General features: G+C 61.1%; 19 protein-coding genes. 10 read left to right on the top strand and 9 right to left on the bottom strand.

Annotated elements, in window-relative coordinates; all coding sequences use genetic code 11:
- Nucleotides 1-121 precede the first annotated feature (121 nt).
- Both HFO71_RS10145 and relB read right to left on the bottom strand, forming a co-directional pair.
- Nucleotides 122-892 (bottom strand): DsbA family protein, encoded by a 771-nt coding sequence (locus HFO71_RS10145; protein WP_373423267.1) that lies wholly within the window; start codon nt 890-892, stop codon nt 122-124.
- A 187-nt stretch (nt 893-1,079) separates the two neighbouring features.
- Nucleotides 1,080-1,304 carry a type II toxin-antitoxin system RelB family antitoxin gene (relB, locus tag HFO71_RS10140; RefSeq protein ID WP_065279069.1) on the bottom strand — a complete coding sequence of 75 codons (225 nt, stop codon included), beginning with the start codon at nt 1,302-1,304 and terminating at the stop codon, nt 1,080-1,082.
- A gap of 58 nt (nt 1,305-1,362) precedes the next feature.
- Between relB and HFO71_RS10135 the strand changes: the two genes are divergently transcribed.
- Nucleotides 1,363-1,728, top strand: coding sequence for a hypothetical protein (locus HFO71_RS10135; RefSeq protein WP_168257617.1), 366 nt, complete (start codon nt 1,363-1,365; stop codon nt 1,726-1,728).
- Between the two features lie 27 nt (nt 1,729-1,755).
- Here HFO71_RS10135 and HFO71_RS10130 read toward each other — a convergent pair whose 3' ends face one another.
- The gene (locus HFO71_RS10130) at nt 1,756-2,253 is read right to left on the bottom strand and encodes a DUF721 domain-containing protein (RefSeq protein WP_011650811.1); all 498 of its coding nucleotides are present in this window, start codon (nt 2,251-2,253) and stop codon (nt 1,756-1,758) included.
- Between the two features lie 108 nt (nt 2,254-2,361).
- Here HFO71_RS10130 and mutY point away from each other — a divergent pair, with 108 nt between their 5' ends.
- From mutY to HFO71_RS10115, 3 genes are read left to right on the top strand one after another with little or no spacing between them, the layout of a single operon-like run.
- Nucleotides 2,362-3,465, top strand: a complete 1,104-nt coding sequence (mutY, locus tag HFO71_RS10125; protein ID WP_077976496.1) for an A/G-specific adenine glycosylase — start codon at nt 2,362-2,364, stop codon at nt 3,463-3,465.
- Between the two features lie 2 nt (nt 3,466-3,467).
- Nucleotides 3,468-4,082, top strand: a complete 615-nt coding sequence (locus tag HFO71_RS10120) for an HAD family hydrolase (protein WP_131666615.1) — start codon at nt 3,468-3,470, stop codon at nt 4,080-4,082.
- Nucleotides 4,083-4,087: 5 nt separating this feature from the next.
- Nucleotides 4,088-4,453 (top strand): nuclear transport factor 2 family protein, encoded by a 366-nt coding sequence (locus tag HFO71_RS10115; protein WP_131666616.1) that lies wholly within the window; start codon nt 4,088-4,090, stop codon nt 4,451-4,453.
- 110 nt (nt 4,454-4,563) lie between these two features.
- On the opposite strand, the gene HFO71_RS10110 is transcribed toward HFO71_RS10115, so the two are convergent.
- From HFO71_RS10110 to HFO71_RS10100, 3 genes are all read right to left on the bottom strand, one after another.
- Nucleotides 4,564-5,718 (bottom strand): site-specific DNA-methyltransferase, encoded by a 1,155-nt coding sequence (locus HFO71_RS10110; RefSeq protein WP_221987952.1) that lies wholly within the window; start codon nt 5,716-5,718, stop codon nt 4,564-4,566.
- Between the two features lie 142 nt (nt 5,719-5,860).
- Entirely contained in the window at nt 5,861-6,211 is a 351-nt protein-coding gene (locus tag HFO71_RS10105; protein WP_131666618.1) for an antibiotic biosynthesis monooxygenase family protein, read from the bottom strand.
- On the bottom strand, nt 6,208-6,537 hold the full coding sequence (locus HFO71_RS10100; RefSeq protein ID WP_221987950.1) for an NIPSNAP family protein: 330 nt from the start codon (nt 6,535-6,537) through the stop codon (nt 6,208-6,210). Before HFO71_RS10100 ends, HFO71_RS10105 begins: the two co-directional genes overlap by 4 nt.
- A gap of 71 nt (nt 6,538-6,608) precedes the next feature.
- Between HFO71_RS10100 and HFO71_RS10095 the strand changes: the two genes are divergently transcribed.
- The gene (locus tag HFO71_RS10095; protein WP_221947904.1) at nt 6,609-7,295 is read left to right on the top strand and encodes an ArsR/SmtB family transcription factor; all 687 of its coding nucleotides are present in this window, start codon (nt 6,609-6,611) and stop codon (nt 7,293-7,295) included.
- 395 nt (nt 7,296-7,690) lie between these two features.
- Here the strand turns inward: HFO71_RS10095 and HFO71_RS10090 are convergent, their stop codons facing one another.
- The 3 genes from HFO71_RS10090 to HFO71_RS10080 all read right to left on the bottom strand — a co-directional run bounded on the left by HFO71_RS10090 (nt 7,691) and on the right by HFO71_RS10080 (nt 9,048).
- Nucleotides 7,691-8,032 carry an oxidoreductase gene (locus tag HFO71_RS10090; RefSeq protein ID WP_077976502.1) on the bottom strand — a complete coding sequence of 114 codons (342 nt, stop codon included), beginning with the start codon at nt 8,030-8,032 and terminating at the stop codon, nt 7,691-7,693.
- A gap of 119 nt (nt 8,033-8,151) precedes the next feature.
- Entirely contained in the window at nt 8,152-8,583 is a 432-nt protein-coding gene (locus HFO71_RS10085) for a hypothetical protein (protein ID WP_231285142.1), read from the bottom strand.
- A gap of 249 nt (nt 8,584-8,832) precedes the next feature.
- Nucleotides 8,833-9,048, bottom strand: coding sequence for a hypothetical protein (locus tag HFO71_RS10080; RefSeq protein WP_025393503.1), 216 nt, complete (start codon nt 9,046-9,048; stop codon nt 8,833-8,835).
- 296 nt (nt 9,049-9,344) lie between these two features.
- Between HFO71_RS10080 and HFO71_RS35775 the strand changes: the two genes are divergently transcribed.
- The 5 genes from HFO71_RS35775 (at nt 9,345) to HFO71_RS10060 (ending at nt 13,712) form a co-directional block, all read left to right on the top strand.
- Nucleotides 9,345-9,914 carry a hypothetical protein gene (locus HFO71_RS35775; RefSeq protein ID WP_077976504.1) on the top strand — a complete coding sequence of 190 codons (570 nt, stop codon included), beginning with the start codon at nt 9,345-9,347 and terminating at the stop codon, nt 9,912-9,914.
- Nucleotides 9,915-9,965: 51 nt separating this feature from the next.
- Nucleotides 9,966-10,316, top strand: a complete 351-nt coding sequence (locus HFO71_RS35770) for a hypothetical protein (protein ID WP_131642487.1) — start codon at nt 9,966-9,968, stop codon at nt 10,314-10,316.
- Nucleotides 10,317-10,325: 9 nt separating this feature from the next.
- Complete coding sequence (locus HFO71_RS10070; RefSeq protein ID WP_168257622.1) at nt 10,326-10,769, top strand: hypothetical protein; 444 nt, start codon at nt 10,326-10,328, stop codon at nt 10,767-10,769.
- Between the two features lie 236 nt (nt 10,770-11,005).
- Nucleotides 11,006-12,835, top strand: coding sequence for a methyl-accepting chemotaxis protein (locus HFO71_RS10065; RefSeq protein ID WP_168257623.1), 1,830 nt, complete (start codon nt 11,006-11,008; stop codon nt 12,833-12,835).
- A 187-nt stretch (nt 12,836-13,022) separates the two neighbouring features.
- Nucleotides 13,023-13,712, top strand: coding sequence for an HAD family hydrolase (locus HFO71_RS10060; protein ID WP_025393498.1), 690 nt, complete (start codon nt 13,023-13,025; stop codon nt 13,710-13,712).
- Nucleotides 13,713-13,903 lie beyond the last annotated feature (191 nt).

Raw genomic sequence — 13,903 nt, 5'->3', positions numbered from 1 at the left:
AGCTGATCTCCCCCCTTCTGGGTGAGATGTCCGGCAGGACAGAGGGGGGTATTCCCCCCGCAGCCACAAAAAAACGGGCGCACGGCTTTCGCCGTCGCCCGTTCTATCGAAACGATCCGGTTCAGAGCAGGCTGTCGATGAGCTTCGACAAAGTGTCAACCGGCATGTCTCCAGAGTAGCGCTTGCCATTGATCAGGAAAGTCGGGGTGGCGTTGACGCCGAAATCCTTGGAACCTCTTTCCCGCGTGGCGTTCACTTCATCCAGAAGCTTCTGGTTCGTCAAGCATTTCGTGAAGCTATCCTCAGTAAATCCGGCAAGCTTCGACATCTGCAGCAGTGCGGCGCGGCCATCGTCGGCGGCGGCCCAGACCTGCTGCTGCTTGAAGAGCATCGAAACCATCGGGAAATACTGTTCCGGCGTGCTCAACTGCTCCGGATTGGAAGAATTGCAGCGGGCGAGCATGAAGGCAGCGGCGGCGCGCGGGTCGAAGGGGAATTCGCGGATGATGAACTGCACCTTGCCGCTGTCGACATATTTCTGCTTGATCGTGTCGAAAACGGTGTTGTGGAAATGGGCGCAATGCGGGCAGGTCATCGACATGTATTCGACGATCTTGACCGGGGCATCGGCCTTGCCGAGCGCCATTTCCGGCAGCACGCCGGGCTTCAGCACTTCGGCCATGTCGACATCGCCGTCGGACTCCGGCATTTCGGTCGCCGAGGTGGCCGCCGTCTGCATGGTGTCGACATTGGTGCCATCAGCCATGGTCTTGCCGGAGGACGAAGCATCGGCAGCGTCGTTGCTGTCGTTGCAGGCGACAAGCACTACGGCAGCTGCGGCGATGGCGATACCGCTGAGCAGGCGGCGTTTCGTCAGTTGCATTTCGGACATCTGCATGGATTCCCCATAGATAGTGAGATTGACGGCATGACTGTGCGATATAACGGCTGGCGGCCACTCACAAGGCACGGTTCGCCAACTTCCTTCAAAGAATTGTGACCGTGGTGGGACGACTAGACCAAAAATTGCAGGATTACATCGAGGCGGCGGCCCACCTCGTATCGGCTGCTCGATGAACTCAGTTGTCCAAGCCATGACGCGCCAGCAGCTCGGCCAGCGGCACGGTATCGCTCTCGCCCTGACGAAGCTCTTCCAGGCGTCTTTCGGAAAGATAGACATCCTCGAGGTCGTCGAGATGCGCGAAGATGGCTTGCCGCGCATAGAAGCTCTTGCTGCGGCCGGTACGCCTCGAAAGCTCAATCAGCCGCGCTTCGATATCAGGGGGCAACTGCAAGACCAGCATGATTTTTCTCCCGTCTGCTATACAAGTATAGCAGACGATTATTCAGAGGGGTATTTGAATGCATTCGTTGACTAAGTCTTTTCTCTATTACGTTCTTATTGCATCTGTCGCATTGGCCATAAACGTCAAGAGCGTGCTCGCCGCTGAAGACAGCGGCAGTATTGTTTTCAATCAGATGCTTAAATGTCTAAAGCTGCCTGCGGACGCGCCGAGTGCTTATAGCTTCCTGATTGTAGCGGTCATCAAGGATGGATCTGCCGACTTTTTATCCATCAACTTCCGCACTCCACCATCCGAATGGGAAAAAACCGCAGCCCCGTTGATCGCTGATGCGATCACACAGTGCGAGCCTTATAGCTCTGTCTCGGGCAAGATGGAATTCGCTGTTACCCGCGAGCTTGTTGAAGCGGGATCAAAAAACTAAGCATGCGGAGATAGGGCGTTTTGCTCATCAGCGTTGATTCCCCCGTTTCCCCATCACCGCAGTCCCCAAGCGCTGAATCGCCTGGCGCAGCTTGTCGTTCTCGATGCCTTCCATCATGCCTTCGAGCTTGCGGGCGGCTTCGCCCTTCAGCGGCGGCGGGGTGCGGGAGCGGCGGATGGCTTGTGAGACCGGCTTTTGGACGATGCGGATCTGGTGGACGGCGGCAAAGCCGAAGAAGCTGTTGATGCGCTGGATGAGTTCGCCCTGGGCATGGGTGAGGAAAAGTGCACGCGCGCCTTCGCAGGCAATGGTCAGCACGCCGGGGCGGAAGCCGCCGGTCTCATCGCCGCCGCGGGCCCAGGCGATCTTTTCCGGCCGGGTGCAATCGGCGAAATCCTCGCCGGCAATTTCGCTCCACGAGCCGAGCAGAGCTGTGTTGATGCCGGCGCGCCTGGCAAGCACGGGGTCGATCAGCCCGTTCGCTAGCTCCGAAATCTGCTTTGCACCTTTACGTGGATAACTCATCGAAACCCTTCAGCGACGCCGCCAATTCGCATGCCAATTCGCACAGGCGACTTGATCGCACGGCATTGCTTCGCCAAGTATAGGCACTTCCCCCCATCGCGGCAAATCATGACGATCACCACACTCGACACGCCCTTAGCAAAGCCCCTGCTCGACTGGTACGATCGCCACCACCGCGACCTGCCCTGGCGCGTTTCACCCGGCATGGCGGCCCGCGGCGTCAAGGCCGATCCCTATCGCGTCTGGCTGTCCGAGGTGATGCTGCAGCAGACGACGGTGCAGGCGGTCAAACCCTATTTCGAGCGGTTTCTCCAGCGCTGGCCCGAGGTGACCGATCTTGCCGCGGCCGAAAACGACGCGGTGATGGCCGCCTGGGCGGGGCTTGGCTATTACGCGCGGGCCCGCAACCTGAAGAAATGCGCCGAAGCGGTGGCGAAAGAGCATGGCGGCATCTTTCCCGATACCGAAGAGGGTCTCAAGTCGCTCCCCGGCATCGGCGACTATACGGCCGCCGCCGTCGCGGCCATCGCCTTCAACCGCCAGGCGGCAGTCATGGACGGCAATGTCGAGCGGGTGATCTCCAGGCTCTATGCGATCGACACGCCGCTTCCGGCCGCAAAGCCGGCGATGAAGGAGAAGGTGGCGCTGTTGACGCCCGCCGATCGGCCCGGCGATTTCGCCCAGGCGATGATGGATCTCGGCGCGACGATCTGCACGCCGAAGCGGCCGGCCTGTTCGCTCTGTCCGTTCCGCGGTGCCTGCGCGGCGCTGAAGCTTTCCGATCCGGAGCTCTTTCCGGTCAAGGCGGCGAAGAAAGAGAAGCCGGTCAGATATGGCGCGGCCTTCATCGCGGTAACAGGTGACGGCGAGATCCTGCTCAGACGGCGCATCGACAGCGGCCTGCTCGGCGGCATGACGGAGGTGCCGACGACGGCGTGGACGGCGCGCATCGACGGCGAAACCTCAGCTGCCGCCGCGCCCTTCGAAGCGGCATGGCAGGCCGCTGGCACCGTCATCCATGTCTTCACCCATTTCGAGCTCAGGCTTTCGATCTGGCGTGCGGCCATCGCTGCCAAGGTCGCCATGGATGACGGCACGAATGACGGATGGTGGGAGCCGGTTACAAATCTTGAAGCCCAGGCCTTACCAACCATCATGAAAAAAGCGATCGCAGCGGCTATTCCTCTCGCGTTTAAAACATCCAAGGGATGACCATGACCACCGACATAAGACATATCGTTTTCGACATCGGCAAAGTCCTTATTCATTACGATCCGCATCTTCCTTTCAGTCGCCTCATCCCTGACGAGACCGAGCGCCACTGGTTCTTCGCCAATATCTGCACCCATGACTGGAACATCGAGCAGGACCGCGGCCGCACCTGGGCGGAGGCCGAAGCGCTGCTGATAAAACAGCACCCTGCCCGCGAAGAGCATATCCGCGCCTTCCGCAAATATTGGCACGAGATGGTGCCGCACGCCTATGACGACAGCGTCGCGATCATGGAAGGGCTGATTGCCGAAGGGCGCGACGTGACGATGCTGACCAACTTCGCCTCCGACACGTTCCGCGAGGCGCAGCAACGCTTCCCCTTCCTCAACCTGCCGCGCGGCGTCACGGTTTCCGGCGATGTCGGCCTGATCAAGCCCGATATCGCGATCTACGAGACGCATACGAAAAGTTTCGGCCTCGATCCGGCAGCGACGATCTTCATCGACGACGCGCCTGTTAATGTCGAGGGCGCCAAGGCCTTCGGCTGGAATGCGGTGCTGTTTTCGGGCGCCGACAAATTGCGCAGCGATCTCGCTGGCTATGGGGTGAAGGTCTGAGACCCATGGCTTTCGACCCGGCAAAGCAAGTTGAACTCTTCCACGCCGCGATCAACGCCCTCGATTTTCCGGCGATCGAGAATTATTTCGCCGAGGATGCGACCTATGTCTCGAACGGCGTCGGCGATCTCACCGGACGGGCTGAGATCATGGCTGCCTTCCGGCATTATTTCGACGACTATCCCGATCAAACGGCGGAAAATTCGCTGGTGGAAACATTGACGCCGCTCTCCGGCCGGTCGGTCTGGTCGGTGCGCGCCACCCACAGCAAGACGGGCAAGCCGCTGATCCGCGAGGGTGAGGAGACGATCATCTTCAACGCGGAAGGCCGCGTCACAAGGGTCGAGGTCACCGATTATCGCGACTTCTGAAAATGGTATTCTTGAATAGAGGACGCCCGGGTTTGACCCCGGGCGCCTTGGTCTTCTTCCGCAACTGGAGGAAACCGGAAGAAGGTATTTCGATCTCGCGAAGGCGCTGCTCACTCCGCCTTTGCAAGATCACTGCGGATGACGGACCTGAGATCGTCGATCGGGCGCAGGGACTGCCCGTCTTCGAAATGCCAGAAGGTCCATCCGTTGCATGCATCGAGACCCTGCACCTTGGCGCCGAGACGATGAATGGAGCCGGCCTCGCCGCCGGAAGCCACGGTGCCGTCGGCGCGGACAATTGCGCTATAACGGCGCTTGGCGTCGGTCAGCACCTGGCCGGGCTTGATCAGGCCGCTTTCAACCAGCACGTTGAAGGCGACACGGACTTCGGCCTTCTTGCCGGTCATGACGGTTAGTTCCGCCTTGCCGAGCGGCTCGACGGCGGCGATGCGGGCCGAGGCCGCATCGATATAATCCTGCTCGCGCTCGATGCCGACGAAGTGGCGGCCGAGGCGCTTGGCGACGGCACCCGTCGTTCCCGAGCCGAAGAAGGGATCGAGCACGATATCGCCGGGCTTGGTCGAGGCCATGATGACACGGGCAAGCAGCGCTTCCGGCTTCTGCGTCGGATGGGCCTTCTTGCCGTCCTCGCCCTTCAGCCGCTCGCTGCCGTTGCAGATCGGGAAGAGCCAGTCGGAGCGCATCTGCACGTCGTCATTGGCGGCCTTCAGCGCATCGTAATTGAAAGTATAGCCCTTGGCCTTGGCGCTGGGGCTTGCCCAGATCATCGTCTCATGGGCGTTCTGGAAACGGCGGCCCTTGAAATTCGGCATGGGGTTGGTCTTGCGCCAGATGATGTCGTTGAGGATCCAGAAATTCAGATCCTGCAGCGTAGCGCCGACACGGAAGATATTGTGGTAGGAGCCGATCACCCAGATAGAGCCAGTCGGCTTCAGCACGCGGCGGCAAGCCAGCAGCCAGGCGCGGGTGAAGGCATCATAGGCCTCGAAGGAGGCGAACTGATCCCATTCGTCGTCGACCGCATCGACCAGGGACTGATCGGGACGATGCAGCGTTCCGCCGAGTTGGAGATTATACGGCGGATCGGCAAAGATGATATCGACGGAGTGGCTGGGCAAAGCCTCAAGGGCGCTGACGCAATCGCCCTTGATGATCGTGTCGACCCAAGACCCGGGCCTGGAATCCTGCCGGGAATCCGACTTGACGGAAGCCTTGAGGTCGGCAAGCGGAAAAACTGATGCCATTTAAATACTCACTCATACGCTCTACGCTTAACTGTCCGTTATGGTTACGCAACTTAGTTACCAAAGCCTGAAGCGGTGGCCGATTTCGGGAATTTATTCGGGTGGCCGATGAGTGAGCGGCAGACTTTGCCGCCGCCGGCGATCAGGCGGCGTCGTGAACGCTTCGGCTGTCGGCCGGCGCTTCGTCGCGTTCGAACATGCCGTAATCGCGGATGACACTGGCGATCCGCAGGCGATAATCGGCGAAGATGCCGCAGCGTCCGGCCTGCTGGGCTGCCCGGTGAACCTCGAGATTGCGCCATTCCTTCACCGCCGCCTCGTCGCGGAAGAAGGAGAGCGACAAGAGCTTGCCGCGCGTCGTCAGGCTCTCGAAACGCTCGATCGAGATGAAGCCGTCGATCTTCTCGAGTTCGCCGCGCAGCTCGCCGGCGAGATCCAAATATTTGTGGCGTTCGCCCATATAGGGCACGACTTCGAAGATGACGGCGATCATGGCAGCACCAGCTTGGCGTGAGGGGCGGAGACATTTTTGAGGAAGATGCGATCCTCCTTGAGGATGAAGCCTTCGCGTCTGGCAAATTCATAATTCTCACGGCCGAGCGGGTCGGCAGCCAGCCTGGCGCGATAGGCTTCGTAGGCGGCGAGGCTTTCGATATTGTATACGCCGTAAGCGGTCGTTGCCGATCCCTCGTGCGGGCCGAAATAGCCGATCAAGTCGGCGCCGTTTCGCGGAATTGCCTGGCTCCAGTTGCGGGCATAGTCGGCAAACGCCTCCTTCTTGAATGGGTCGATTTCGTAACGGATGAAGCAGGTGATCATGGTTTTCTCCTTTGGCTCTTCATCCGTTTTCGCACATTGCCTGACGGCGATGCTTCGGTTACGATCGAACTATGAAGGAAGGTCCAGACATTGCGCAGATCGGCGCGCTCATCGGTGATCCGGCGCGCGCCAACATGCTGGCGGCGCTGACCGGCGGCCGGGCGCTGACGGCGACCGAGCTTGCCGGCGTCGGCGGCATCACCGTGCAGACGGCCAGCACCCATCTCGCCAAGCTCGAGGCCGGCGGGTTGCTAGCCCAGCGCAAGCAAGGGCGCCACCGTTATTTCACGCTAGCCGACGAGGCCGTCGCCCGGCTGATCGAAAGCATGATGGGCTTTGCCGCCGGGCGCGGGCATCTGCGCCACCAGCCGGGACCGAAGGAGCCGGCGCTGCGCAAGGCGCGCATCTGCTACGATCATCTTGCCGGCGATTACGGCGTGCGCATGCTCGACAGCCTGATTGCATCAGGATCGATCGACGCTGTCGGAGACGGCCTGGCGCTGACTGAAAAGGGTGAAAGCGACCTCGAATGCATCGGCATCGATGTCAGCGACCTCAGATCCTCGCGCCGGCCGCTCTGCCGCTCCTGCCTCGACTGGAGCGAAAGACGCGCCCACCTCGCCGGCAGTCTCGGCAAGGCCCTGCTTTCAAGCTTCCTCGATAAGGGCTGGGCGCGGCGCACGGCGGAAAGCCGCTCGATCCTGTTTTCGCCGGAGGGCGACCGGCAGTTTTTGAAGCTTTTTCCGGTCGATGCGTAGGTTATACGAATCTGCAAAAGCCTTTGAACGCAGTCGCAGCGCCACCTCCCTGTCCCCTCGCCGCCTCCCATTGCGCCACTGCCTCAGAACGCCAGCACCCCAGAGAGCCTCACCCTGAGGTGCCCCGCAGGGGGCCTCGAAGGGCTAGGCGGGCACGCTGGCGTCAGAGGATGCAAGAAGCAGCGCTGCGGCGTGTCCTTCGAGGCTCCGGCCTTGGCCTACGCACCTCAGGATGAGGGGCGTTGGAATATGCCGCCCGCCGCGACCTGCCGCATAACAGCTCGCCAGCCATACCTTTTCACAAATAAGGCATAACCGAAGCATAGCGTAACCCCGGGCGCCGCATCAAAGGAGGCGCTCCGCGGGGGTTCGGTCCTAACCGGGCACATCTTCTATTAGCAGGCGGTGGCAGAATCCGGCTTGTTTGTCGTCGTGCCGGAGGGCGCCGAATTGCCGGGCTGGCCTGCCTGCTGGCGTTGGCAATCATCCGGGTCGCCGCCGGAGTTATTGGCGCCGTTTATCCCTCCTGCGCCGCCGCCGTCTGTCGAATTTGCGCCCGAACCGCCCGAGCCCGAATTGCCGGAACCGGTGCCGCCGGCTCCAGAATCGGAACCGCTGCCGGAGCTCGAGGAGCCGCTGCCGGACCCGGAACCGCCGCTGCCGCCGCCGGATTGTGCGATGGCGGCAGTTGCCAGGCCAGCTGAAAGCGCTGTTACTGCGAGTAGTCTCAGAAGCATTGGAAACTCCTTCTTGCTTCACCGGGGATGGTGAGCGAACCGGAATTACCTGGATTTGTTCCGATAAAATGTTGCCCGCTCACGCCGCTTGCACGCGTGGCGTTCCAGCTTCCCGAGCCTCAGGCACCTGCCCTCTTTTCATCTTCCTGCCGCACATGCGCCCGCAGTGCAGCCAGCGTCAGCGCCAGCGCCGCGTGATTGCTCTCGGCTTCACCGAGGATGCTTTCGTCCTCTCTGACCTCGCGCAGCTGCGCGCCGTAAAGCGAGTCATCTGCTGTCTGACGACCGCGGGCGAGGTGCCAAACCGCATCCGGCCGGACTTCCTTGCACAGGTCGATGGCGTGATTGACGTCGTGGGTAAACGGCCGCGCCATCAGGAAACCGTGCTCTGACTTGATACTGCTCGGCATGTAGTCGTGAGGACCGTCGAAATCGTTGGGCTCGGCCGGCCGGAGTTGCTTCAACAGAAAGGCACAGGTGATGAAGGCGTCGATCCGGCTGTCGGGCATGTCAGTCTTTTCCAGGGTTTCGATGATGTCCTCGATCGTCATGCAGTCTTCCTCTTCATCCATTCTTTGGCATGCCGCTTCTCTTCCCAATAGCGGCGGTGGCGTTCTCCTCCCGATCGCCATCTAGTGCATGAGATTGCCAAAGGTAGGCCTGGGGCCGAGGTTAGTCTGCATGAGGCGGATTTGATGGATGTCGCGCCATCCTCAACGGGGGCGCATCTCTGCCGTCTCGGTAACAGGCTCACCTGCTGCCGAACCATGTTCTCTCGGTGCCCGCAAGCTATCGACGGCTTACCTCTGGCAACCTTTCTTCCTCATCTTCCTTTCGATTTTGGCTCTCTTGTCGGTGCCATCCCCAGCATGCTTTCCGCCGGTCAGGGCATTATCCTTCATCGCCTGCAGCTGCGCACAGCTTCGGTGCTTGCCCTTGGCGATGACGTCGGTGGATGTGAAGGCAAACAGCAGCACTACGGCTGCCGCCGGTCGGACGAAAGCTGGAAGCCTCATGGTCCCTCTCCCATTGCAAATGGATGGTACGCCGAGGCCCTTGAAGCCGCAATGAGCGCGGTCCATCCCGATGGTAACGGACGCCGGGATGGAGGTTTTCCAACCCGCCGGCCGGCTCATGAAACCCTCCCAGAACGCTCGAACGTCAACCATGACGGCGAGGTCGGACCAAGGTCCGAGGCCCATCCGACTGAGTGCCTAAGGCAGGAACAGTGGTGTGAGAGCGAAGTTTGTCAGGCAGCTATCCATCCATTCAGGATGCGACGGCAAGTTAGAAACAAACGGAGGAATACACCATGATGAAGGCAACACATCTGGCCTTGGCGGCCGCCCTTTTGGCTGGCACGGCTGTTTCCGGCTTCGCTCAATCGTCTAGTACCGTCGGTACCGGCGGTTCGTCGGCCGGCGGCGGAACTGCGAGCAGCACGGTCGGTACTGGTGGCAGCTCTGCCGGGGGCACCTGCCCTGCCGGCGCAACCAACTGTAATTCCGGCTCATCCTCGACGCTCGGCACCGGCGGCTCATCGGCCGGCGGCGGCACTTCGAGCAGCACGGTCGGGACCGGCGGCTCTGCTGCGGGTTCTGGCTCCGGCTCGGGGTCTGCTTCGACGCTCGGCACCGGCGGTTCGTCGGCCGGCGGCGGCACCTCCAGCAGCTCGGTCGGCACCGGCGGCTCCGCCGCAGGCTCGGGCGACGCGAACTCGGCCTCGAGCGTCGGGACTGGTGCTTCGTCGGCGGACGGAGACAAGACCGGCAGCACAGTCGGCACCGGCGGCAGCGCCGCAGGAAGCTCTGACAACAAGGGCAAGAAGGGCTGTGCACCCGGACAGGTCAAGAAGGACGCCGCCGGCACCAAAGGCTGCTGACGATGTCGGCCGGCGCCTTTATGGCGTCGGCCAATCCTTGGAGATAGACCAATGACCAACTTTTCCACAATCGCACTGGGCGCTTCACTCGCCTTAGTCGCCGGACAGGCAATGTCCGAGGAGATCAAACTGGACGACGGAACGACATGCACCGTCGTCGAGTCGCGGTCGTCGCAGGGAGACATGTCCACCACCGTGACGGCCGGCAACGGACAGGTTTCGTCATCGACCACGACCGGAAGCGGATCGGCCGGCTCCTCTTCGTCATCCTCCTCCGCCGGCTCCTCGGCCGGATCAGGAAGCGTCGACAGCTTTTCGACGGCAAGCATCACCCGGCCCGACGGCACCATCATCACCAAACGGTCCGACGGAACCTGCTCGGTCATGAAACCCAAGAAGTAGGAGATGGCAATGAAACCTATCAACCTTATCGCGGCCGCCTCGATCGCGCTGCTCGCATCGAGTTCGGCCGTCCTTGCAGAGGAGTGCAATGCCGCCGGAACGGTCGGAACAGGCGGAAGCGCTTCGGCCGGAGGCACATCGGCAAGCTCGGTCGGAACGGCGGGCACCTGCCGGACCGACGACGGCACGACCTCTTCGATCGGATCGGGGGGAAGTGCAGCCACCACCGATGGAAAGGCGCAAAGCAAGACCCACGTCAACGACAACGGTGACAAGCTGAAGGCGCAGACGAAAGCCCAGGCAGTCGACAAGGGGACGTTCAGCAAGTCTCGCACAAAAACCAGCACAGACGGCAGCACGCTTGATAGTACGACCCGCACGATGTCGCATGTCCCTGGCGAGAAGCCGGTGAAGAACACCACAAATCAGAAGATCATCGTGCCGGAGCAATAGTTTGATGGGGCTCGCCCTTGGCACAAGGGAGAGCCCCACCCTTGTCGCATTTTCCGGCGCTCGAGGTGCCCGCGCGCCGGTCATCCGCTCGGCGCACATAGCAGCTCAACCTTTCATCGAAATTGAAATATCTGCTGCAACCCGTTGTTTTCGCGCCGTTAAGCGGCATGGCGCTAAGAAAATAATTAAGCATGTTCGGCTACTCTCACCTTCTGAATTAACGAGAGAGCCCTGTCATGGCATCGATCCAGCATAAGATCATCATTGCGAGCATCGCGATTTTCGCCCTGGCGGGTGGCGCCACGGGTGTCGGCATCTGGTCCGCGTCAATCCTCTCCGAAAACAACGCCGAGGTTGCCCGGACGGCGCATATTCTGCGCAACCACATGCAGGCCGACATGATGCATGACGCGCTGCGCTCGGATGCGCTCGCATCATTGCTGGCGTCCAATCCGGCAGCAGGCATCGATGTCGACACGGTGAAGGCGGATCTGGCGGAGCATGAGGCGTCGTTCCGCGAGATGCTTGATGCCAACAAGGCTCTTGCCGCCGACGACAAGACGAAAACGATCCTTGCCAGCGTCGAACCTCCCCTGCTTGCCTATATCGCAAGCGCCACTCAGATCGTCGAACTTGCCGGTAAGGACCCTACGGCAGCTATGAAGGCATTGCCTGACTTCATGGCGCAGTTCTCGACGCTGGAAGCGGCGATGGAACAGGCCGGCGATCAGATCACGGCTGCATCCGAGGAAATTTCCAATCGCAGCTCTGATATAAATGCGTCGGTCGATATTGTCCTGGAAGCCCTTTTGGCTTCGGCCGCGCTCTTCGCCTTTGGTCTCTATTTCCTCATCCGCAAGACCGTCACCAAGCCGATCCTTTCGCTTTCCGACGATATGCAAAGGCTTGCCGGCGGCGACACGGCGATTGCCTGCACCGGGATCGGCCGCACCGATGAAATCGGGACGATGGCGTCGGCCGTCGAAGTTTTCCGCCAAGCGGCGATTGCCAACAAGCAACTCGAAAAAGATGCCGAGGCCGCCCGATTGCAGGGTGAAACCGAGCGGGTCATGGCGCGAAAGCAGGCCGACGAAGATGCAGCCGAACGGCTGCGGGCAGCGACATCAGGTCTCGCCGCAGGGCTGAAGAGGCTTGCATCCGGCGATCTCGCCTTCCAGATCGACGAGCCCTTCGCCCCGGACTTTGAGAACCTCCGGCATGATTTCAACATGTCGATCCGGCAGCTCGATCAGACGCTCGGCGCAATTGCGGCCGCCATTGCCGCGATCGACGAAGGCACGCGGGAAATCGCATCCGGGGCCGGCGACCTGTCGAAAAGGACCGAACAGCAGGCGGCCTCTCTCGAAGAAACCGCCGCAGCGCTCGATCAGATCACCGCCAATGTCTCGAATTCGAGCAAGCGGACCGACGAGGCGCGCACTGAAGCGACCGATGCAAACCGCAATGCCGCCAAGTCTTCCGAGGTCGTCTCCCATGCCGAAGAGGCCATGCGCCGCATCGAGGCCTCGTCGCAGCAGATTTCCAGCATTATCGGCGTGATCGACGAGATCGCCTTCCAGACCAATCTGCTGGCGCTGAACGCCGGCGTCGAAGCCGCACGGGCCGGAGATGCGGGCAAGGGTTTCGCCGTAGTCGCCCAGGAAGTCCGCGAGCTCGCCCAGCGGTCGGCTCAGGCGGCCAAGGAAATCAAGGGCCACATTCAGAAATCCTCGGTGGAAGTGGAAAGCGGCGTCAAGCTGGTTCTCGACACCAGTCAGGTTCTGAAGGCGATCAGCGAACAGATTGCCCGCATCAACCAGCACATGGATGCAATCGCCGTGTCGGCAAGAGAGCAGTCGACCGGCCTTGCCGAAGTCAATACTGCGGTCAATTCCATGGATCAGGTGACCCAGCAGAACGCGGCAATGGTGGAGCAATCGACAGCGGCATCCGGTCATCTCGCCGAGGAAGCTGCCAGGCTGCGTGAACTTGTTTCCCGGTTCAGGCTTCAGGCGACAGCTTCGCCATCTGCAGCTGGACGCAGGGGTGGGCAGCTGGCGGCCTGACGGCTGCTATCTGCTCGCCAGTCTTCATTCCCAAGTCAAGCCGACACGACCGATCCGGCGGCGACGCCGGAGCCGGTCGCTTGCCGCATCGCAGCCATGCTTGAGATCAGGTTGAGCTTTGGCCGGGCATCGTGTAAAGCCGCAGCATTCCCGGACAAGACCCAGACTTTCAGCAAGGCGTGAACATATGGACGGCTTCGACCTCATCATCTTCGACTGCGACGGCGTTCTCGTCGATTCGGAAATCATCGCGGCTGAGGTCGAATCCGGACTTCTGACCGAAGCCGGATATCCGATCAGCGCCGAGGAAATGGGCGAGCGCTTCGCCGGCATGACATGGCGCAACATCCTGCTGCAGATCGAGCGCGAGGCGAGCATCCCGTTTTCGGCCTCCCTGCTCGACAAGTCGGAGCATCTGCTCGACCTTAGATTGGCGCAGGACGTCCAAGCCATTCCCGGCGTCGAATTCGCCGTCTCCAGGCTGCCGATCAAGCGGTGCATCTGCTCGAATTCGAGCACCAAGCGGCTCGACATGATGCTGACCAAGGTGGGCCTCAAGCCGCTATTTGCGCCGAACATCTTTTCTGCCAAGGATCTTGGCCCCGACCGCGTCAAGCCGAAGCCCGACATCTTCCTGCACGGCGCAAGCCAGATGGGCGTTTCGCCTGACAAGGTTGTTGTGGTCGAGGATTCCGTTCACGGCGTGCATGCGGCCCGCGCCGCCGGCATGCGCGTCATCGGCTTTACCGGCGCCTCGCACAGCTATCCCGCCCATGCCGACAAATTGACGGATGCCGGCGCCGAAACGGCAATCTCCCGCATGAACGACCTGCCGGGCGTCGTCGCCGCACTGGCGGCATGGGACAACGTTCTCTGAGGCGCTTCGAGCCCGCGATCCGCGGGCTATGCAGAGAGCATTCCGGTTTCTCCGAGTCACTGACGTAAGCGTTTGCGCTGGTGGCAACTGCCGCCAGACTTCGAGCTGCTACGCCAACGGCACGTATCGATCGGATTCCGTGCGATCGATTTCGGGCGATTGAGATAATTGCTATTATATTGGCAATTATG

This window comes from Rhizobium laguerreae, assembly GCF_019778565.1.
Taxonomy (GTDB): domain Bacteria; phylum Pseudomonadota; class Alphaproteobacteria; order Rhizobiales; family Rhizobiaceae; genus Rhizobium; species Rhizobium laguerreae.
The sequence above is the reverse complement of the archived record's forward strand: the minus strand, read 5'-3'. Positions and strand labels throughout refer to the sequence as shown.